We start from the raw sequence: 20,840 nt of genomic DNA on the forward strand, positions 1-20,840 counted from the left end.
GGGGACGGCCGGACCCTGCCCGAGGGCACCGAGCTGATCGTCACCTCGCCGGGCTGGAAGCCCACCAGCCCGCTCTTCACGGCCGCCGAGGCCGCAGGCCCGCGCCAGTTCCCCCTGATCCGCGTTTTCCGCCGCTGACACCCTCGAGGGCCAGAAGTTCGGTACTTGGCCCTGCGGGACGGTGGCTACTCAGGCGGACTGCCGGGAGATAAGGCGTACCAGTACCGCGTGGCCGGATACCCGGAGAAGGAGGTGCTGCTCCCCGCGAGCATCTCCGAGAGCGGCGCTCTGATGGTCGACGGGTTGGGCAGGACCGACGGCCTGGCGATCGAGGCTAAGCACGTCCGGAACCAGCGGAGCTGCGCTCGTACGCTGGACGGCATCAGACAGGCCCACCTCCCCGGCAAGAAGGACTTCCTGTACGCCGGCGACCGCGAGGAACTGGCCAAGTACGCCGCCACCATGTCCGATCCACGGAACAAGGAGATGAGAGGCGTTGAGATCGACACCGACTACCAGGACTCCGTCCCGTACTGGCGCGCGATGATGGCCGCGTACGGCGTCAAGGGCTATGCCCGGTACGTACCCTGACCAGCAGCAAGACGACCACACCTGGGAGCCGCGAAGATGTCTGTGCCTCACACGTCGCTCAACGAGATCCGTGTGACGTTCATCCTCTCGGCACCCGATGACGGCGACTGGGGGATGACCCTGGAATCCTCAGCTGACGCACTTCGCGAGCGCAACGCGGAAGAATTCCTCAAGTTCTCGGGCGAGGGGACCGGGCCCGGAGCGACGGGTGCCTCACTTTCCTTCGGTATCACTCTGGGGGGCGAGGACTTCGAGGTCATCGCGATGACAGCCCCGCAAGGTGCTTCGATCGAGAACTGCACTGCCGGCCACGCCGCGGAGTTCGCCTACTGGTTGAGGCAGCGCATCGTGCCCTCGGCCGCAGAGATCACCTTCAATACTGAAGCTGGCATGGGGTGGGAGTTTCCTGATGTGACGCTCCCGGAGGCGCCGGTGGAGGAGCTTGAGACGCTGTTCCTCGCTCACTTGGCAGCGGTCGTGGCAGAGGACGAGCGTGACGCCCGCGAGGGTGGCTGAGGACTTCCAGAGACATGAGCGCACCGGCGGCTTGCACGCCGGTAGGTACGTGAGGCGCACATCCGAGGTGGAGTAGCAGCTTCGACCGCCCAACTCGCGGCGCTGCCCTGGGCATCGATCGGTCGTCAAAGGTGCGACTCAGAGTGCAAGAAGCCACATGCGTTGGCTCCTGCCTGTCGTGGTTCTTGGCGACGCGGCACGGCCAAGCCCAGGCTGCGCCGCCTTGTTCCCTGACGCCCAGACCGCCCTATTCCGTGTCACGTTGCGGCGTCCATGCGGCCGGGCCCTTCCCCCGGATCCTGCTCAGGTACCCCTTGAAGCGTCCCAGCGTCTCCCCGGCGTCAGTCGGCTGCGGACACCCGTACACGAATTCGAGTACACGGGAATCTGAAAGTGTGTTGACGACGCTAACAGATGTCGTTCATCCTCGTTGGAGCAACGATGCCTGCCACCCGCACGCGCGGGGGCGTTGATTTGCCGAGCCCGCCTCAAGGAGCACTTGCGATGACCGAGGAACCGCAGCCCGCCCAGGACTCCCTCCGCGACCTGCTGCTGAGCCGCCTTCCGGACTCGGGCCTCACGCCTGCCGCGCAGGAACTGCTCCGTGAGCTGCTGCCCGACACTCCGCCCCGGGGCACCGGGCGTGCCGGGCCGGTGTACCTGCGATCCGTCACGGCCACCGGCTGGCGCGGCATCGGCCCCGCCACCACCCTCGAACTGCGTCCCGAGCCTGGCCTCACCGTCATCGCCGGCCGGAACGGATCGGGCAAGTCGAGCTTCGCCGAAGCCGCCGAGATGGCGCTGACCGGGGACAACTTCCGCTGGCAGGGGCGTACGCAGGTCTGGAAGCAGGGGTGGCGCAACCTGCACCACGGAGCCGAGCCGCAGGTGTCGGTGGACCTCACCTTCGGTGACGGGAGCGACCCCGCCACGGTCCGCCGGGTCTGGCACGGTGAGCAGCTGGCCGACTCCGTCACCGTCGTGGAGACGTCCGGTGCCCCCGCAGAGCTTAACGACGTCATCGATCCGGAGGAGCTGTCGCTCTACCGGCCGTTCCTGCCGTACAGCGAACTCGGCGCGCTGATCAACGGCCCGCTCAGCGCACTGCACGACGCGCTCTCCGAGATCCTAGGTCTGGAACTCCTCAGCGACACCGACGCCAACGCCCGAGAGCTCGCAAAGTCGTTGAACGACACCGTCAAAGCGAGGGACGGCCTCACTGCAACCGTGCTCCGGGAACTCGCGGAACTGAACGACCCCCGCGCCGCCGAAGTGGCGGCGGCGCTTGGCGGACGTCGTCCCGACCTCGACCGCGTACGGGCGCTGCTGAAGGGGCACACCGTCGCCGACGACAACGCGCTGGCCCGGCTGCGGCGCCTCGCCACTCTGGAAGCCCCCGACCGGCAGGCCGTGACGGCCGCCGTCAAGCGCCTCCGCCTGGCGGCGGCCGACGCGGAGGACGCACGCCACAGCTCCGCTGAAGACGCCCGCAGGCTGATCGGCCTCCTGGAAGAGGCGCTGTTGCACCGCCGCCGCCACCCCGAGACCGTCGACTGCCCCGTGTGCGGCGCGCAGGGACGGCTCGACCAGAGGTGGGCGGAGAGCGCCAGAGCGCAGGTGGAACGGCTCGAGCACGAGGCAGCCGAAGCGCTGTCCGCGCGCGTGGAGCTGGCCGCCGCCCTTCGTGACCTTCACGATCTCGTCCACCCCGTGCCCCCCTGGCTCCAGGCCGACGAGCCGGCGCTCGCCGCGATCTGGCGTGACTGGGCCGCCTGCCGCACGATTCAGGACCCCCGCGAGCTGGCGGACACGGCCGAGCGGGCCGAGGCCGTGCTCGGTGACGCCTGCCTCCAGACGCGCGAGGACGCCGCGCTGCGCCTCGCCGAGCAGGACGGCCGCTGGCAGTCCATGGCCGGGCGGGTCGCCGAGTGGCTGCGGCAGGCGGAGGCCGCCGAGGCCGCGGATGACCGCAACAAGCTGGTCAAGGCCGTCCGTGCCTGGCTCAGGAAGGTCACCGACGAACTGCGTGACGCCCGCCTCAAGCCTTTCGCCGACCAGTCGCAGGCCGTGTGGAAGCTGCTGTGCGAGCGCAGCAGCGTCACCCTCGGCTCCATCAGCCTGGCCGGGGCGTCGAATCAACGCAAGGTCGTCCTCGATGTCGCCGTTGACGCCATCGACGCACCCGCGTTCAGCGTGATGAGCCAGGGCGAGCTGCACTCGCTCGCGCTCTCCCTCTTCATGCCGCGGGCGACCCACCCCTCCAGCCCGTTCAACTTCCTGGTCATCGACGACCCGGTGCAGTCCATGGACCCGGAGAAGGTCGAAGGGTTGGCGAAGGTCCTCGACCTCTACGCGCGCCACCGTCAGGTCGTGGTCTTCACCCATGACACGCGCCTGGAGGAGGCCATTCGCCGCCTCGGCATCACGGCGACGATCAAGCGGGTCTCTCGGCAGACCGACTCCGTCGTTCACCTCGTGCCGGTCAGTGACCCGGTCAGCCAGGCCCTGGATGAGGCGCGAGCCATCGCGTTGGACGTCAACCTGCCGCAGGACGTGGCGGACCGAGTGCTCCCCGCGATGTGTCGCGTGGCGCTGGAGGCAGCCTTCCTCGAGGCCGCCCGTAAGACCCTCCGGGCGGCCGGTGTCGGTCGGCGCGCGGCCGAGGAGAAGATCGCGAAGGCAGGGCCCCTGACCGCGCTCGCCTCGCTCGCCCTCTCGGTGGAGCGCGGCGCGGTGCTCGACACCATCGCCGGCGAACACGGGCCCTGGGCGAAGGCGCTGATCAGGCAGGTCAACGGGGCGTCGCACCAGGCGGCGGTGCATGTCGGCGACCGCAAGGAGCTGGTCCGGCGCACCGAGCGGCTCGCGAAGGCGGTGCAGGCACGATGACCCTGCCCACCAGCGGCCTCCTCGCCGCCGCCGACGAACTGCTCAACCCGCCGACTGAGGTTGTTCACACCCTCGCCCCCGGCCCGCGGGCACGCGCCGCCGCCGTCCTGCTCCGGCTGGCACTGGACGAGACCCTGGACGGCTTCTGGGGAGGGATCACCACGAACATGTCCCGCAACGGCCGCACCAGGATGCTCAGCCTGCAGTGGTATGTCAGACCATCCGTCGCCCGGCAGTGGTACACGGTCTGGTCGTCCCTCAGCGCCGCCTGCCACCACCACACCTACGAACTGCCCCCCACGCCCGCTGAGGTGCGGGCCTGGCACCAGGACGTGACCGAGCTGCTGGAAGTTCTGCCGTCCGCCAGGCTGTGAACCCCTGTGCCGCAGGTAGTGTCGTCAGGTGCCGGCGACGAGAAGGCCGAGACACCAGACCGAGGAGCAAGTGTGAGCGACGAGCACGGCCGGCTGCCCGAGCCCGTGGAGTACCCGGAGTTCCTGCTGCGCCTTCCCAGCGGCGGTCCCCTCGCCAGGGGGCGCCTTCTGGCGGAGAAGGGCACCAACGGCAGCCAGAAGTTCGTCGTCCTCGCGCATTCGCCGGCCCGGCCCGACGTGGTGCCCTCGTTCCCCCTGCGCATGCCGTCCTCCCACCGGCTGCGGCAGCAGCTGATCGACGAGGGCGCGATGCGGGAGTCGGCCACCTGGCAGGGCCGGCTGGAGACGGCCCGTGACATCGAATGCAACTCGCCGTCGGCCGCGGCCGAGATCCTGCTCGGGCGCAGCGCCAACGGATGGGTGGAGTGGAAGACCGCCGACGGTCACCCGCTCGCCGACTTCCTCAACCACATGGGGTGGGGCCCCAGCCGGGCCTGGCTGGTCCGTGGCTCCAATGTCTCCGGCCTCGACCTCGTCCAGCGGCTGTGGCTTCCCGATCAGCGGGTCACGCTCGCGGCGTCCCGGCTCCGGCAGGGCGTCGAGCAGGGCGTGAGCAAGGACCGGCTGCGCTCCCTGATCGAAGAGGACTACGCCTCGTCGGCCACCTACAACCAGAAGCTCGAACTGGTCGAGGCCCTGCACGCCTTCCTGTCCCGGATGAAGCCCGGTGACACCGTGTGCACCATCTCCGGCGGGCGGCTGTACGTGGGGGAGGTCGCCGGCTCCGCCGAGCAGACCGCGTCGGACGGAGGCCGGTCCAATCTCCGCCGTCCGGTCGAGTGGCAGGCGCAGGGATTCGCCTATGACGAGCTTCCCGAGGAGCTCCAGCAGAAGCTCTCCGTCCAGCACGACGTGGTGGACCTGACCGTCGTCAAGCCGCTCCTCGACGGCCTCGGCCTGTCCGACGCGGAACTCGCCGCCGAGGCCGAGGCCGCGGCCGACGAGGGCGATGTGAGCGCCGAGATCGCCGCCATCACCGAACGCCGGCGGGAGCTCGAACTGCCGGAACCCGACGAAGCCCTGGCGGCCGAGCTGCTGGTGCACGACGTGGCCTGGCTGCGCGAGCTGCGTGATCTTCTCTGGGACGAGCGGCAGCTCGTGCTGTACGGGCCGCCGGGCACCGGCAAGACCTATCTCGCGCTCGAACTCGCCCAGTTCCTCGGCGGCGGGCCCGAGCAGGTCAAGCTGGTGCAGTTCCACCCCTCGTACGCCTACGAGGACTTCTTCGAGGGTTTCCGGCCCCGGGAGGACCCGGAGACCCGGAAGGTGGACTTCCGGCTCACCGCGGGGCCGCTGCGTGAGCTGGCCGATCTGGCCTCCCGCGAGGGCAACGGCCACATCCCGCACTTCCTCATCATCGACGAGATCAACCGGGCCAACCTGGCCAAGGTCTTCGGTGAGCTGTACTTCCTGCTGGAGTACCGCAACAAGTCCGTGCGCCTCACCTACTCCGGTGACGACTTCGCCCTCCCGCCGAATCTCTTCGTCATCGGCACGATGAACACCGCCGACCGCTCCATCGCCCTCGTCGACGCCGCCATGCGGCGCCGCTTCGCCTTCGTGGAACTGTCCCCGCGCACCGAGCCCACCAGCGGCCTTCTGCGGCGCTGGCTCGCCAGGCGTGACATGGACCTGGAGCCGGCCGACCTCCTCGACGCCCTCAACGCCCGCATCGACGAGCCGGACTTCCGCATAGGCCCGTCGTACCTGATGAAGAAGAGCGTGTACCGGGAGGGCGGGCTGGAGCGCACCTGGCGGACCAAGATCCTCCCGCTGCTGGAGGAGCACCACTACGGGGACGGCATCGACGTCCAGGCCCGCTACGGCCTGGAGTCGCTGCGCAAGGCGGTCGCCGACCCCGGTTCCGGCTCGTGACCACGCTCCACCTGGTCGAGTACGCCCCACCCCTGCCCTTCCGCCTTCCGCACGCGGTCGGGCAGGCCCTCGCCGCCTCCGGAATCATCGACGCGACCCCCGACCCCCATCTCCCCGGGCACTGGCGGTTGCGCGCCGGCAGCAAGGTCGGCGCGGTCGCCCTGACGGTTCCCGGCGAGGGCACCGTCACGCTCCGCATCACCCCCAAGGTGCCGATCGCCCGGCTGTTCTTCTTGCTCGGCTACGCGCTCTCACCGCTCGGCGCACCGCATGACGAGGGCGTCGACGTCGCCGAGGAGACCGAGGTGCTACCGGCCTTCGCCCACGCCTTCGAGCGGCAACTGGCACGGGCGCTCGCCCAGGGGCTCGTCCAGGGCTACCGCACGACCGAGGAGAGCGCTCTGGTCGTCCGGGGCCGCGTCAGGGAGGCGGACCAGATCCGCAGGCGGTTCGGTGCCGCGTTGCCCCTCGAGATCGTGTACGACGAGTACACCACCGACATCGCCGAGAACCGCATCCTGCGTGCCGCCGCCGAGCGGCTACTGCGCCTGCCGGGCGTCGCCGCACCGGTTCGCAGACGGCTCGCCCACCACCGGGCACGCCTGGCCGACGCGAGCCCGCTCGTACGGGGCCACGCGCTTCCGGCGTGGCGGCCGACCCGGCTCAACGCCCGCTACCACGGCGCGCTGCGGCTCGCCGAGGCGCTGCTGCGGGGCGCTTCGGCCGAGCACGACGCAGGGCCGCTGCGCATCGACGGCTTCCTGTTCGACATGAACAAGGTCTTCGAGGACTTCGTGTGCACGGCACTGCGCGAAGCTCTGATCCCGCACGGAGGCCGCGCCGAACTGCAGGCCAAGGGCATTCATCTCGACCAGGACAACGCCATCCGGATGCGCCCGGACTTCGTCTGGTACCGGGAGGACGCCAGGGGCCGGCCACGCGCGGTCGTGGACGCCAAGTACAAGGCGGAGAAGAGGGACGGCTATCCCGACGCCGACCTGTACCAGATGCTCGCCTACTGCACCGCGCTCGGACTGCCCGACGGCCACCTGGTGTACGCCAAGGGCAACGAGCCGCACGCCGCGCACCGCGTCCGCAACGCGGGGATCACCATCCACCAGCACGCCCTGGACCTGGATCAGCCGCCCGCGGGGCTGCTGGCGGAGGTACGCGGCCTGGCCGAACGACTAGCCAGTAGGACCGTATGATCAGCACGTTCATTTGATCGGTCCAAAGGAGCCCGTCCCGTGCCTCAGCTCGCACTCGCGCATACGCTCTGGGACGGCTACGACACGCTGGACAAGCAGATCAGGGCCGGCGTGCGCAAGGCGATGGACAAGTTCCAGCAGCTCACGGTCGCCGAGCTGCACGCGGACAAGGGCCTTCATCTGGAGTCGGTGGAGAACGCCCGCGACCCCCGCATGCGGACCATCCGGATCAATGACTTCTGGCGCGGTGTCGTGCTCGCTCCCGACGACGGGAGCGACGTCTTCCTCCTCGTCAAGATCGTGCCGCACGACGACGCCTACACATGGGCGGCCAAGCGGCTCTACACCGTCAACACCGCGACGCGTGGTCTCGAAGTGCGCAACGTCGTCGCCATCGAGCAGCTGACCCCGGCGCTCGAGAAGGCCGCGAACCAGGCGCCGTCCCTGCTCTTCGCGGCGTACTCGGACACCGTCCTGCGCGAGCTCGGCATCGACGAGCAGGTGCGACGTGCCGTCCGGACCATCATCGACCGCACCCAGCTGGACGCCTTCGGCACCCTTCTTCCCGAGGACCAGTTCGAGGTACTGACCTTCCTCGCGGAGGGATTCAGCGCCGAGGAGGTCTACCGGGACGTCGTCGCGATACGCCGGCCCGCTCACGCCACGCCTGAGCCGACCGAGGATCTCGCCGCCGCCATCGCCAACACCAGCAGCCGCATCACGCTGATCACCGAACCCGACGAGCTCGCCGAGATCCTGGAGAAGCCGTTCGCCGCCTGGCGCGTCTTCCTCCACCCGTCGCAGCGGCGCGTGGCCTACCGCGTCTCCTACAACGGCCCGGCACAGGTCAGCGGCGGACCCGGCACGGGTAAGACCGTCGTGGCCCTGCACCGGGTCAAGCACCTGCTCACCCGCGATCCCGGCACGAGGGTGCTGCTCACCACCTACACCAACGCACTCGCGGCCGCTCTGCGCGAGAACCTCGCGCTGCTCCTGGACGACGCGGATCAGATGAGCCGGGTGGACGTCACCACGGTCAACGCCTACGCCCATCGCGTGGTGCGGGAAATGGGCGGGCGGACCCCCTCGCCGATCGGCGACCAGGACGAGCGGCGGGTCTGGCAGAAGGTGGTCAAGCAGCTGGGCCTGCCGTGGACGGAGCAGTTCCTGGCGCAGGAGTACCGGCACGTCATCCTGGGTCAGGACCTCCGCTCGGCGGAGGAGTACCTGGCGGCGCCCCGCCGCGGAAGGGGAACGGCCCTCGGGCCGATGAAGCGCGCCCAGCTCTGGCGCGGGGTCGAGGCGTTCACGTCGGCACTGCGCGCGACGGGCGTCAACACGCACCTCCAGGTCTGTGACGAGGCAGCGCGCCTGCTGCACGAGGCGGACCAGTCAGCGCACAAGTACGCCCACGTCGTGGTGGACGAGGCGCAGGACCTCCACCCGGCACAGTGGCGGGTGCTCAGGGCAGCCGTGGAGCCCGGCCCGGACGACCTGTTCATCACGGGCGACCCGCATCAGCGGATCTACGACGCGCACGTCTCCCTGGCCTCGCTCGGCATCTCGGTGACGGGCCGGTCCAGCCGCCTGCGGATCAACTACCGCAGCACCGAGGAGATCCTGCTCTGGTCCACCGGGATCCTTCGCGACGCTCAGGTGGAGAGCCTGTCCGGTGACGACGGGGACAGCCTTTCGGGGTACCGGTCCCTGCTGCACGGCAAGGAGCCCTACGTCGACGGTCACGCCACCGAGCAGGCCGAGGTGACCGCACTGGTGGAGCGCATCCAAGGCTGGCTGGGGCAGGGCATCCGTCCCGCGGAGATCGCGGTGTGCACGCGCTTCAACGTGCTGCTCGACAAGGTCGCGACCAGGCTTGAGGCGGCGGGCGTCCCCACGGTCCGTGTCAAGGACAATCCCGCGGACACCACGGACGGCGTGCGTCTCGCGACGATGCACGCCATGAAGGGCCTCGAATTCCGGTGCGTCGCGGTCGCCGGCGTCACGGCGACGGCCGTGCCCTTCGGCCGGGAGATCACTCCGGTAGAGGTCGACCGGCTGCAGCACGAGTCGGACGTCCTGCGAGAGAGGTGTGTGCTGTTCGTGGCCTGCACACGGGCGCGTGAGGCACTGCACGTGTCCTGGAGCGGCTCGGGGAGCCCGTTCCTGCCGGCTGCCTGACCGCGGGGTTCAGTCCTCTGCCGGCGGCGGGGCGAGTGCTCCGCTGGTCAGCCCGTCCCGGGCCAGGGATGCGGCTTGCTCGCCCAGCTTGGCCAGTTTCCTGATCCGTTCCTCGAACTCGGCGAGTTCCCGGAAGACCGCTCCATACCGGCGCTGTTCCTGGATCGCCATCTGCGGAATCCGGGATCCCCGTACGTCGGCGCGGAAGGACCCGCTTGCGCTGGTGGAGCGGCGGGTGTTGGCCGCGCTGCGCAGGAAGCCGTTCAGATAGTCGGTGTCGAGCTGTTCGCTCGTCGAGACGGCGCCTTCCTCCGAGGCGTCCACCAGCCCCGCGCGCGCGAGGTCGGAGACTGTGATGGTCGCTCCGTCAAAGGAGTGCCTTCCCGATCCCGGAGACAGGGCGGGAAGCCCGTCGAGCAGTGATGTCAACTGCTCGACCGCGGCGCGCGCGGTTTCGTACTCTCTCGCGTAGTCGGTCCCGATGGCGGCGATGTGTACGGCGGGGGTCAGGTCAACCGTTTCATCAAGGAGATCGATCCGGGGAACGTCGATCGACTGTGAGCTCTGAGGATCGAATCCGTCGTTCGGGTCGTTGGCCGTCAGGTCGATCATGCGCACGGTCTCCGCCGCGTGGTCGGGACTCACGGGCCGTGTGACAAGCCATAGATGGACGGGCAGCGCGTGAGAGGCGGCCACACCCGGGGGCAGTGCCACGACGTGTGTGAGCAGCCCCCGGCGGACCAGCTCAGCGCGGATCCTCCGGCCGGCTTTGCGGTAGGCGACGGAGGGCGGCATGACCATCACCACACGGCCGCCCGGCGCTGTGTGCGCGTAGGCGTGTTGAAGCCAGGCGAGTTCGCTCTCCGCGCGCGACGGGACGCCGAGTTCCCACCGTGGGTCGATGAGCAGATCCTCGCGGCCCCAGTCGGCGATACCCACAGGCGGATCGCACACGACCAAGTCCGCCTTGAGGCCGTCGTGATGATCCGACCTCAGTGAATCCCCGGTGCTGACCGTCACGTCGCGCAGCCCGGAGAGAGCGGCCCGCAGCTGGGCGAAGCGCGTGCTCGTGGCGTCGATGTCCTGCCCGACGAGAGCGCGTGTCTCCGCGGTGAAGGCGAACAGCAGGGAGCCGATCCCGCAGGCCGGGTCGAAGACGGTGGTGATTCCGTTGGGCATCCCGGCGAAGTGATGGATGGCCCGGACGAGACGCGTCGAGGTGACCCCGTCTGCGCCGGTGCGGCTCGTGGACTCGGCGTGACGTTTCGTCAGGTTCGCCAGAAGCTCCGCCGGAGTGAGCTCGTTGGTGGCCTCGTCGACGAGGGCGCGCAGTGCGGAATCCGTTCGGGCGCCGCGCTTCTTGGCCGACGCCGCGTCCTCGAGCGTTTCCGCCACCGCGGTGAGGCCGCGGGTCATGTTGTCGCCGTACACGCCGCGAAGGTGCTGCCAGACGAGCACCTCACCGGACACCTGCCGGCCCTTGCGCTGCTTGTCCAGCCATGCCTGGACCTCGGAGAGGGAGAAGAGGGGGCTGCTCGTGCTGCCGGTGGCCGGCGTGGGGAAGTCCTCATGGCGTCGGCGCCAGTTGGAGACCGCGGCACGCGTGACCCCCGCCATGCGCGCGATCTCCGCGGCGGTAACCAGGGCCTCTGCGTTGGGGCGCGCGGCGTCCTTCATGGGCGCCATGGTACACGGAGTGCCGTCCACGGTGCCGTATCTATGTGTTTGCTATGTAAACAAACCCTGCGTGACGGCCGTGTCGCGACCTGTGCCGTCGAACGTCAGGGGGCCTCGGTGTTCGACGGGAGCAGCCCACCGCCGGTCAGCCCGGTGGTCAGGGTGTCAGCGGTCTTGTGGGCGAGTTCGACGGTCCGGAGGGCGGCGGTGCGCAGGTCGCGTACGCGCCGGAAGGCGTTTCCGTACCGCTGTTGCTCCTCCAGCGGCAGCAGCGGTACACGCAGCCGCCCTGGCTGCACATGGACCGTGGTGCTCCCGGTGGAGGCTCCGGCGACGTTGTCCTCCGCCTCCAGAAAACCCATGACGAACCAGGGGTCGAGGCGAGCCGGGTCGGGCCGCAGCACGAATACCGAGCGGCCCGGCACGGCTCCCGCGTCCGCCCCGTCGGCGACCCGGGCCATGGGGCCCTGTCCTCCGGGGAGCATGCGGACCAGGACGTCTCCTTCCTCGATCAGGGGCGCGGTCTCGACGCTCAGGTCGTCGAGCCCCGCCGAGGCACGTTCACCGCGCGCGATATCGGCGCCTGTGAGCACCGCCCGATCGGCGTTGGCGGCGCGCCATTCAGCCAGGGACCCCTCCTTGGTCTGCGGCGTCGCGCGCAGGATCTCCAGGGCACCGCCGCGCACGAGGTCCGACACGGTGGCCGTGCGCCACTCACGCGCCGCGTCCCCAGCCGGGTCCCCGACGTCGTGACCTGCCGCCTCCGCCAACGAGGCGATGTGCTCAGTCAGTTGCTTGCGATGCTCGGCGACGACACGTGCGACCTCCGCCGGATCGACGTCTGCCGGTGCGGCGCGCACTTGCCGGGCGGGCGTGAGGTCGACGAGGTCGCCCAGGAGATCGATGACCGGAACGGCGCGTGCGACGCCGGGCTCTTCGTGGACGGATTCCGGGGCGGCGCGGAAGGCCGCCCAGCGGTCGAGGATCCGCCTGGAGAGTGCGTCCCAGTCCGGTGCGGCTCGCCGTGACCCGTGTCGGGACGTGCCCGCGGAGCCCTCCCGGCCGCCGCTCAGGTCCATGAAGAGCACGGACCTGCGCTCCGCGCCGCCTGGCTCAGGACGTTGCAGCACCCAAATCTGCAGCCCGATGTGCAACGGCGCGGCCGCCCCGGCCGGCAGGCCCACCACGGCACGCAGAGCCCCGGCGCGGACGAGTTCGGCGCGCACACGGCGGCCCGAGGCGCGAGCGGCCGTGGCGGGCGGCAGCAGGAGCACGGCGTATCCGCCGGGCACCAGGTGGGCCAAGGCGTGCTGCACCCAGGCGAGTTCGGATTCCGCGCGCGGTGGGACGCCGTATGCCCAGCGGGGGTCGTAGGCGAGTTCGTCCTGCCCCCAGTCGCGATCACCGTACGGCGGATTGCACAGCACGCCGTCAGTGGCGGTGCCCTGGTAAGCGTCGTTCCGGAGACTGTCGCCGGTCGATACGGAGACCTGCGCGTCCGGCGCCGACAGCAGCAAACGGACGGCCGTGCGCTGGGCCTGCACCTCCAGCGCGTCCTGTCCGTACAGCTCCCGCGCCCCCTGGGCGGCGGCCGCTTCAAGGAGCGTGCCACTGCCGCAGGCGGGGTCGAGTACGCGGATGCAGTCCGCGGGCAGCAGGCGGGCCATGAGAACGGCCAGCTCGGCCGGTGTCTGATAGGTGCCTGAGGTGGCGCTCTCATCCAGTTCCCGCTCGGCCAGTACGTCCAGCGCGGCCCGCGGGCCGTCGTCCCGCACGCAACGCAGGAGCGCGCGGAGAGCCGGGGCGTCGTCGGGCGGAAAGCGAACGGTCGCGGTGAGTGGGACGGCCCCCGCGAGTGCCGCGACGGCGGAATCGGCCTGGGTGCCGAGTTCGGAGTCCGAAAGGCCGGTGAGGGCGGACAGCTCTTCCGGGGAGCGGCGGGCAGCGGCAAGGACCACGGGGAGCAGCCGGGTCGCGATTCCGGCGCCGTGCAGGCGCAGGAGCGTGCGCAGTTCCTCGGCCGGGGTCGCGGCGGCCGAATGGCCGCGTGCGTGCAGCCAGGTGCGCACGGCCTCCAAGTCGTACAGGGGACTGGCCTCGGTGCCCCCGGCGGGGGAGGGGAAGTCTTCGTGGCGGCGTCGCCAGTTGCTGACGGTGGCACGGGTCACTCCCGCGATGCGGGAGATCTCGGCGGCGGTCACTTGGGCTGACGGCTGCGACATGGCTGCTTCCTGGTCCTCTCGGTACCGACCGCTACAGCTTACAGGCCCCGTCAACCTGAACATATTTGACAGTGCTTTCACCGCTCTGCTTATCTGGTTGTGCTTCCGGATGGAAGTGAGGGCCCGACGGCTTCCGCCGTCGGGCACGCCCTTCCGGTATCGCGCACACCACCCGAGCAGGAGGACCACCATGACCACTCCGACCTCGCAGCCCAGCTACAACGCCCCGGCCACGCCGAGTGGTTGGGGCCCCATACCGCCCCAGCCCGCCGGCAAGCCCTCGCACCGCAAGGGCTTGCTGACCCACGGCGCCGTGGCCTTCGTGGCCCTGGTCATGGGCGTCGGCATCGGGTCGAACGGCGAGTCGGCTGACGCCACGGCGAGCGACACCGCCGAGCCCCGGCCCACGGTGACCGTCACCGCCAAGGCCGCGGCCGCGGCTCCCGCGCCCACCGTGACGAGAACGGTCACCGCCAAGCCGAAGAAGACCCGGGAGCCCGGACCGGCCGCCGGCTTCGCCGGGGACGGCGAGTACCTCGTCGGCGAGGACATCAAGCCCGGCACCTACAAGACCGCCGGAGCGGACTCCTTCGGCTGTTACTGGGCGCGCCTGAAGGACGCCAGCGGTGAGTTCGACGCGATCATCGCCAACAACAACCTCAAGGGCCCGGGCCGCGTGACGATCAAGAAGGGCGAGTACTTCCAGACGCAGGGCTGCAAGGAGTGGAAGAAGGTCGGCTGACCTCCCGTTCCGTTCGCCCGGCCATGACGCACAGCAGCAACAGGGGAGGTGCCGCTTGATCGCGGCAGGGGGCGGGGAAACCACCGCATTCGACCGACACTTGGCGCAGCTGGGGACTCGCGACGACGAGGGGAACTTCCGAGCCCTCCTCGACCAGGCACGGCACATCGCGCAGAGGTCGTACGAGACCACGCTCTACGACCATCAGCAGGCTTTTCGCCTTCTCTGGCGCCACCTGCACGGCACGGGATACCTGCAGCGCGCCCATCTCGACGCCCGGACCCGCCTCGCGGCGGGCGGGCTCCCGCCGGCCGAACGCGCCGACCTGGAACGCTTCCTCACTGTCTACACCCAGGTTACGAACTCGACTGAAGATTCCGGCAGTTGACCGCTCGGCTCGTCCACGCCCACCCTGACGCGAACAGGAGGACCACCATGGGCCGTAGTTCACCGCTCGCCCACGCACCCCGCCCGGAGATCCGGACACGCCGCGGCGCGTGCGTCGACGACAAGTTCAAGGCCGTGACCGGGGCTCGGGCGCGTGCGGTGGCTGGTTCAGCCTGTCGAGTTTGGGCGTGGGGCGGGAGTCCTGAGCCAGTGGACACGTGCACGTGCCGGATGCGCATCCGGCAGCCGGGCAGGCTGGTGACACGACTACTCCAGCGCCGCCGCCAAACTCATGTGCTTCCTCCGGGCAGTCGCGAAATCCCCTGTCGCTGAACAGCGTTGGGACGGCCCGTGCTGTCACGTCGGCCAGACCCCGTGGGGGCGGATGCCGGCAGCCGTGTGCGGCTGCATACGATCACTCGAAATGCGGGACAGTCAGGAGGGCTGTCCGTACCGACCAACAGGGGGGTGTGCCATGCACGCTGAGAGTAACGGGCAGGTTGCTGCAGAAGCTGATGACGAGTTCGCGGCTGCGGAGGAGGCGATCTCAGGGCTGCGGTCGGCTGTTGAACTCATGGGCGAGGGCGAGTTCGGTGTGCTCACGGAGTCGCTTCGCCTGGCACGCCGCGCATTCGATGAGATCGGCAAGTGCAACTCCGTTCTAGACGCGGCAAGCGCAGCCGCCGACGACCTCACGAACGCGCTGGACGAGCAACTCCGCTGCTCGGCCGCCGAAGAGGTGACAGCGCTCATCGACGAACTCGCACAACTCGCCCGCACGGTGGCGAACTCCGAGGCTGAGCGGGCAGTCGTGCTGCGGATCGTCCACGGCGAGGCGGACGACGAGGACATGGAGGACGACGCGGAATCGGTGCCGGTTCTTTGGCGAAGTGACCTCCCTGCGGTGCCGTCGGTGTACGACGCCGACCAGGCCGACTACGCCAGCCTTGAGGACATGTTGCGTCGGCAGGGCCAGCTGCACGGAGAGCAGAAGCGGATCCGGGCGGAACGGCTGCGACTGTCTGCGGACCATCTACGATCCGTATTCGCTTACGCGGCCGACCACATGGCCACGGTTGCCGCGGCCGAAGCCGCGATCAAGGAAGCGAGGCGGGCCCACGAAATGTGGGCCGAGTGCCTGGCCGACGGGCCTCGAAATGCGGCATCTGACACCCCTGGAGACGAAACGGCCCCAGCACGGGACGACGACGCGCCGGAACTGGTCGCCGTCTTCGAGATCCACGCGGACTCGAACGAGGACGTCTGGGCCCAGGCGACCTGGCAGGCCAAGCTGGCGGCCTGCAAGGCGGCCGGGATCGGAGAGCGGGAGGCTGATACCTACCCTCACACGTGGCTGGGCATGGGCGGCCTGATGGTAGAGGGTATCGACGGACGCCGCTTCGAGGCACGTGTGACCTCGCGGGAGAGCGGTGAGCGGCCGTGGTTCGTTCCACGCCGCATCCTGTGACCGGAGCGTGCGTGGGGCGGCCGCCACGCTGACGGGAAGGTGTAGTCGCTGACCACATCCGGATACGGGTGTGTCAACTTAACGGCCCTGTCTCACATTCGGTGGTGACGGAGATTTGGTGGCGCTTCGGACATGACTCAGCCCAAACCCTCACCGAGGCCCTGCGCAACCCCGACGACCTGCGCGCCTACGGCCGTCGAGAGGAACAACGTCGCGCCGCCCGGCGGGCCGCTGAGGAGGAGGACACGCGTCGGCAGGAGGACGAGTACCGGCGATGGGAGGACTCGCTATGGCCCTGCCCGACCTGCGGCGGCGACGTCGACCCCGACGGTGCCCCGGGCCTGGCCCGCGGCAATGAATGCCCGCACTGTCGCACGGAGCGCGAGCGCGTCGCGGCCGAGCGAGCCGAAGCGGAAGCCGAGTGGGAGCGCGAGCGCCCCGGGCAGCGGCGTGGCAGCGGGGCAAGCTGAGCCGAAGATTCACCCGTTTACCGCGCCGTCGCCAGTATCGTTTCCGCGCTGCTTGCGGCTTCTCTCTCACGTGCTGAGTGCGAACAAGCGCGCGATCAACTCGGGGTACTGGAGGCCTGTTTCGGCAAGAATCTTCCTGAGAGCTTCTGGCGGGCCCACCTGGAGCGGTGTCCGGGCACCGCGACCGGGCACCGCGGAGAGGTCGCCACTGCTGAACCGTGATTCCGGTGTAGCCGGGGGACGTATTTCGTAGGTGCGCCAGATGCGTGCCGGGGGATTCAGCAGGATCAGGTGGGGGTCCGCCCAGGCGACGAACGCCCAGCGGTCCCTGCTGCGGGCTCGGACAAGCACGCCCTTCGTGTGGTGTCGCCCGAGTCGTTCGGCAGCTGTGGTCACGACCGGAATCGGATTGCCGAAGGAGCCCGTGATCTCCCAAAGCCCGTCCTCATGCGTGGCGGACCAGCCTGCCGCGGTGAACTCCTCGATCACCTCCGCGTAGGGATCGTCGTCTTGGGCCAGGGCAATGAGCCGTTCCACCTCGCTCCAGGGCGCGACGCGGGCGAGTGCCTGCTCTGGCGGGATCATCAGGTCCTCCGCCTCGGCGGGTTCCGCACGTGCGATCACCGCCTTGCTGCCGTGCCAGGCGTGGGCGGCCAGTACATCGTGCTCGCCGCCGCCGGTGAAGGTGGCGTCCTGCATGAGCAGTGTCATCACCACGGCCGCCACCGCGTCCAGTCGTCGCCGGCTCTCTGGCGGAGCCGGCTGCTCCGCCGCGCTCGTTCCGTCTGCGGAACCGAGAGCTTGGAGGAGAAGGCTGAGGCCGTCGCGCCAACTCTGGTCGTTCTCGTCCCAGACTCCGGCGGCCAGGAGCTGGACGTACAGGTTCGCCACCAGCAGCCGAACCGGAACCGGTGCCGCGGCAGATCCGTCACGGCCGACGAGCGTCCTCACCCAGCGTTGGGCCCAGGTGCGGCAAAGGGCACGCTGTTCGGGCGCGATGTGCGGTGCACGAGCCTCGTTCGTGGCGAGGGGGTCCCCGTCCTCCGGCTCCTCGTCGTACGCGTCGTCGTCCTCCGCGGTACCGTCACCGGTGACGGCCGACACGATCCACCGTGCCGACGGTGCCTGCGGCAAGCCGATCTGCGAGGTACCGAACGCCAGATCCGTCAATGGTGCCCCGATCATTCGGCGGCAGTCCGCGAGATAGGCATCCCAGAGGTCGACGCTGCTCGATGTCACCGCGCCTGCTGTCGTGCCTGCCGCCGGACTCACCCGGGGAGCGGACGTCGCAGCGGTCAGCTCGCGCAGGCGCCGTAGATCGGCTTCGAAACGGCGTGCGGCACGCTCGTCGGCGAACAACGTGTGTGCCGTGTAGTCGTATCTCAGTCGGGGCCCGCTGTCGGCACCGTGGCGTCGTGCGCAGTGCACAGGGCTATAGACGAAGACCACAGCGGATTCGACGGTGGTGCCGTCAGGCCGGGCGCACGTGGCGCGAACCGCCGCACCTGGGACCTCGGGCAGAGGGAAAGAGCCGGCCAACGTCCATGCCGGGATGGTTCCGGTCTCCGTCCAGGAGCCCGGCGAACCGTCCGGCGAAGTGCTGATCACCACGGGCGCAGGCTGGCTGTGGGCCAGGGAGACGTGCAGGCCTTCGCTATCCGTCTTCGCGCCGAGCAGGACGAGCGTGTGACCGGCGGAGTTGAAGGGCCGGATGGTGCGGCCTACCAGGTTTGCCAGTGCAGTGATGCGCCCTTCTTCAGGGAGCAGTGGCAGAGCGTCGGCGGCGAGTACCGCGAGCTCGCAGTTGCCGCCGGCCCTTGTGCTGGTGCACAGCGCGGCGCGGGTCAGGTTCGGGCTCCCGGTGAGGGAGTACCGTCGGCCTCCGGTCTGCCATTCGATGAATTTGCCGTGCCGCATCCGCGTCTCCTCGAGAAGACGGATCTGTGCGTCGAAGTCGCCCAGTGCCGACTTGATTGTTCCGGCGTCGTAGCTGGACCAGCGAGGCTGGAGACCGAGGGTGGTACGCCGTGGGATCAGGCGGCCGACCAGCCGGCTCAACGCATAGCCAGCCTCGTCGACGAATGGGGCGTATGCGTGCAGTTCATCGACAGGACCGAGCGGTAGTTGATCGAGCAGGCTCTGCTGGAGGTTGTGCAGCAGCCGGGGACCGGTTTGCGGCCCGGCAGGGGCGTTGACATGCCGTTCGGCTAGAAGGGCGGCCACTTCCGCGAGGTGACTCGCCGACCAGGGAGCCAGGTCCACGACGGAGGGCAGTTCGTCCAACCAGTCGGCGAGGTCGGCCAGAAGTGCGTGGGAGTCGTCCTCCTCGGTTTCCACAACCGTCCACAGTTCGTCGTTGGCACCCCAGCCGGACAGCGTCGGGTTCCCCGAGCCCACCGCCAGTCGGCAGGCGTGTTCACCAACCAGAAGCACGACCTTGGGATGGAACGCACCACGGCAGGAGGCGAGGCCGTGTAGGTAACTGCGGCCAGCCATGCGCACATCGACCGGGTCGTACAGCCCTTGTGCCGCGTCACCTATCACCGCGGTGCGGGCGCCCAGACCACGCGCGGCAGGTATGGCGACCTTCTCCAGGAAGGGGAGATCAACTGTGAAACCAAGAAAGAGCACTTCGTGCAGTGCCTGTTGATCGCTGCGCTCGGCCCATTCCCGCAGCAGCGTGACGGGGGAGGCAAAACGGGCGAGCTCTGCCGCGCTCATGAGCTTATCTCCAGGATCCGCCGTCCTTCCGCTGTGACGGTGTGGCAGCTGTCGCGGACAGCGAAAAGCCCCAGCTGCTCCGCCATGGAACCCAGTTGAGGGATGCGGGTGCCGATGTCGGAGTCTCCTTCGTCACCGGTCTTGAAGTACCGCTCGTTGCGAAGATGCAAGCGGGAGAAAATCTTCAGCCCGCCCGTCGCCGGGTCGGGGCGAAGCTTCGCAAGGGCGACTCTGCGGGACTGGGCAAGCATGTCGTCCACCAGCCGGGCGGCCAGATCACGGGCTGGCCGGTCGACGTATTCGTTGATGAGGCCGTCGACCCACGTCGGGTCGAGGAACTCGGCCCAGCGCCGTCGCCGGCCCAGGAAGACGGCCCGTACGTCCCCAGGCAGATGGCCCTCTCGGGATCGCAGCGCACCAACCATCAAGAGCAGCACATTGGTCATCGGGACATCGGTGCCCTGCGCCAGGAGCTGCCGTTCGACTGGCAGCAATTGGCCTGCCGCGTTCTTGAGCGAGGGCAGATCGCCTAGGATCCGCCGCACATCCGTATCCGGGGCCTGTTGTGCCAGCCAGTCGCGCAGTTCTTCGGCCGACCGGTCGGCCTCGCCATCCTTGGAGCCGACATCGGCGACCAGTGCTGCCCACAGCCGACGCCAGGCCCCGACGGAATAGTGGCGAAGCAGCACTCCCCGCCAACCGACTGTCTCAGGGATCGCCGCCAGGACGGGATCCGTTGCCGTCTCCTCACCGAAAGCCACCGCGGAGCGCAGCGTCTCCTGATACCCGTCGCCCTCATGACCGTGGAGATCAATCGCCCGGGCGAGGATACGGAGGGTCGCGCGCCGCGTGCGGTCGGACGCCTCCCAATCCCCTGGTACGTGGGCTCCTCCGCCACGGGTGGCCGTCAGCACGTCCGTCAGCCACTCCCGCTCGGCCGGACACGGGACACCAAGGGCCGCCCGTCCCGCAGTTTCCAGGTCCGCGAAGGGCACAACTTCACGCGCCGTGAGGGACAACAGCGGGGCGAAGAGCTCCTTGACTGTGGGCGGGCACACGTGCCGACCAGGTTTGAGCCCGCCGTCCTGGACGTTCACGGTACCGAGCACCGTGGCGGGTCCGCCGTACTGTTCCCAAAAGCCCCAGCGGCGGGGCGAGTACGACTGGCTCAGCGCCTCCTCGTCGGCAGCTCGTGCGAGTTCCAGTTCCTCTGCGCAAAAACGCCGCACCCGATCGACCCCGTGGGCGAGCCACGCCGGGCCTGTCTCCACAGGGTGCTGGAGCGCCGCCAGGAGCACCTCGCTGCGGCGAAGCAACTGGCGGCACGCGGTAGTGTCCAACGCGTTCTGTTCGGCGTGCGCCGCAATCGCCGCATACATCGAGTGGTAGCGGATGTAGCGGGTCACCGTGGACACTCCAGGAACCAACCGGTCCACCGCCCGCATCACCGGGCCCTCCACCG

General features: G+C 69.4%; 15 protein-coding genes. 11 read left to right on the top strand and 4 right to left on the bottom strand.

The features are described 5' to 3' along the window. Nucleotides 1-165 precede the first annotated feature (165 nt). The 7 genes from ACWDAS_RS38815 (at nt 166) to ACWDAS_RS38845 (ending at nt 9,691) form a co-directional block, all read left to right on the top strand. Nucleotides 166-591: a restriction endonuclease fold toxin-2 domain-containing protein gene (locus tag ACWDAS_RS38815; protein WP_450400374.1), complete on the top strand. Its 426-nt coding sequence runs from the start codon at nt 166-168 to the stop codon at nt 589-591. Between the two features lie 72 nt (nt 592-663). Continuing rightward, on the top strand, nt 664-1,107 hold the full coding sequence (locus tag ACWDAS_RS38820) for a hypothetical protein (protein WP_450400375.1): 444 nt from the start codon (nt 664-666) through the stop codon (nt 1,105-1,107). Between the two features lie 504 nt (nt 1,108-1,611). Further along, the gene (locus ACWDAS_RS38825; protein WP_450400377.1) at nt 1,612-3,996 is read left to right on the top strand and encodes an AAA family ATPase; all 2,385 of its coding nucleotides are present in this window, start codon (nt 1,612-1,614) and stop codon (nt 3,994-3,996) included. Beyond that, nucleotides 3,993-4,370, top strand: coding sequence for a hypothetical protein (locus ACWDAS_RS38830; RefSeq protein ID WP_450400379.1), 378 nt, complete (start codon nt 3,993-3,995; stop codon nt 4,368-4,370). Before ACWDAS_RS38825 ends, ACWDAS_RS38830 begins: the two co-directional genes overlap by 4 nt. Before the next feature lie 72 nt (nt 4,371-4,442). After that, nucleotides 4,443-6,305: a DUF4357 domain-containing protein gene (locus ACWDAS_RS38835; protein ID WP_450400381.1), complete on the top strand. Its 1,863-nt coding sequence runs from the start codon at nt 4,443-4,445 to the stop codon at nt 6,303-6,305. Then, complete coding sequence (locus ACWDAS_RS38840) at nt 6,302-7,513, top strand: McrC family protein (protein WP_450400382.1); 1,212 nt, start codon at nt 6,302-6,304, stop codon at nt 7,511-7,513. The genes ACWDAS_RS38835 and ACWDAS_RS38840 overlap by 4 nt, the downstream gene beginning before the upstream one ends. Before the next feature lie 39 nt (nt 7,514-7,552). After that, nucleotides 7,553-9,691, top strand: coding sequence for a UvrD-helicase domain-containing protein (locus ACWDAS_RS38845; RefSeq protein WP_450400384.1), 2,139 nt, complete (start codon nt 7,553-7,555; stop codon nt 9,689-9,691). A gap of 9 nt (nt 9,692-9,700) precedes the next feature. On the opposite strand, the gene ACWDAS_RS38850 is transcribed toward ACWDAS_RS38845, so the two are convergent. Then, nucleotides 9,701-11,368: an N-6 DNA methylase gene (locus tag ACWDAS_RS38850; protein ID WP_450400386.1), complete on the bottom strand. Its 1,668-nt coding sequence runs from the start codon at nt 11,366-11,368 to the stop codon at nt 9,701-9,703. A 104-nt stretch (nt 11,369-11,472) separates the two neighbouring features. Beyond that, entirely contained in the window at nt 11,473-13,590 is a 2,118-nt protein-coding gene (locus ACWDAS_RS38855; protein WP_450400388.1) for an N-6 DNA methylase, read from the bottom strand. A 190-nt stretch (nt 13,591-13,780) separates the two neighbouring features. On the opposite strand from ACWDAS_RS38855, the gene ACWDAS_RS38860 reads away from it, so the two are divergent. From ACWDAS_RS38860 to ACWDAS_RS38875, 4 genes are all read left to right on the top strand, one after another. After that, the gene (locus ACWDAS_RS38860) at nt 13,781-14,332 is read left to right on the top strand and encodes a hypothetical protein (RefSeq protein ID WP_450400390.1); all 552 of its coding nucleotides are present in this window, start codon (nt 13,781-13,783) and stop codon (nt 14,330-14,332) included. Nucleotides 14,333-14,387: 55 nt separating this feature from the next. Continuing rightward, nucleotides 14,388-14,720: a hypothetical protein gene (locus ACWDAS_RS38865; RefSeq protein WP_450400391.1), complete on the top strand. Its 333-nt coding sequence runs from the start codon at nt 14,388-14,390 to the stop codon at nt 14,718-14,720. A 474-nt stretch (nt 14,721-15,194) separates the two neighbouring features. Next, nucleotides 15,195-16,187 carry a hypothetical protein gene (locus ACWDAS_RS38870; RefSeq protein ID WP_450400393.1) on the top strand — a complete coding sequence of 331 codons (993 nt, stop codon included), beginning with the start codon at nt 15,195-15,197 and terminating at the stop codon, nt 16,185-16,187. A gap of 104 nt (nt 16,188-16,291) precedes the next feature. Further along, nucleotides 16,292-16,657 (top strand): hypothetical protein, encoded by a 366-nt coding sequence (locus ACWDAS_RS38875; protein ID WP_450400394.1) that lies wholly within the window; start codon nt 16,292-16,294, stop codon nt 16,655-16,657. Nucleotides 16,658-16,723: 66 nt separating this feature from the next. Here ACWDAS_RS38875 and ACWDAS_RS38880 read toward each other — a convergent pair whose 3' ends face one another. Beyond that, the gene (locus ACWDAS_RS38880) at nt 16,724-19,378 is read right to left on the bottom strand and encodes a hypothetical protein (RefSeq protein ID WP_450400396.1); all 2,655 of its coding nucleotides are present in this window, start codon (nt 19,376-19,378) and stop codon (nt 16,724-16,726) included. Then, nucleotides 19,375-20,784, bottom strand: a complete 1,410-nt coding sequence (locus ACWDAS_RS38885; protein WP_450400398.1) for a hypothetical protein — start codon at nt 20,782-20,784, stop codon at nt 19,375-19,377. The genes ACWDAS_RS38880 and ACWDAS_RS38885 overlap by 4 nt, the downstream gene beginning before the upstream one ends. Nucleotides 20,785-20,840 lie beyond the last annotated feature (56 nt).

This window comes from Streptomyces sp. NPDC001070, assembly GCF_053598835.1.

Coding starts and splice junctions, on each gene's coding strand:
- ACWDAS_RS38825 (WP_450400377.1), top strand. CDS start 1,612: ATGACCGAGGAACCGCAGCCCGCCCAGGACTCCCTCCGCGACCTGCTG.
- ACWDAS_RS38830 (WP_450400379.1), top strand. CDS start 3,993: ATGACCCTGCCCACCAGCGGCCTCCTCGCCGCCGCCGACGAACTGCTC.
- ACWDAS_RS38850 (WP_450400386.1), bottom strand. CDS start 11,368: ATGAAGGACGCCGCGCGCCCCAACGCAGAGGCCCTGGTTACCGCCGCG.
- ACWDAS_RS38855 (WP_450400388.1), bottom strand. CDS start 13,590: ATGTCGCAGCCGTCAGCCCAAGTGACCGCCGCCGAGATCTCCCGCATC.
- ACWDAS_RS38860 (WP_450400390.1), top strand. CDS start 13,781: ATGACCACTCCGACCTCGCAGCCCAGCTACAACGCCCCGGCCACGCCG.
- ACWDAS_RS38870 (WP_450400393.1), top strand. CDS start 15,195: ATGCACGCTGAGAGTAACGGGCAGGTTGCTGCAGAAGCTGATGACGAG.
- ACWDAS_RS38880 (WP_450400396.1), bottom strand. CDS start 19,378: ATGAGCGCGGCAGAGCTCGCCCGTTTTGCCTCCCCCGTCACGCTGCTG.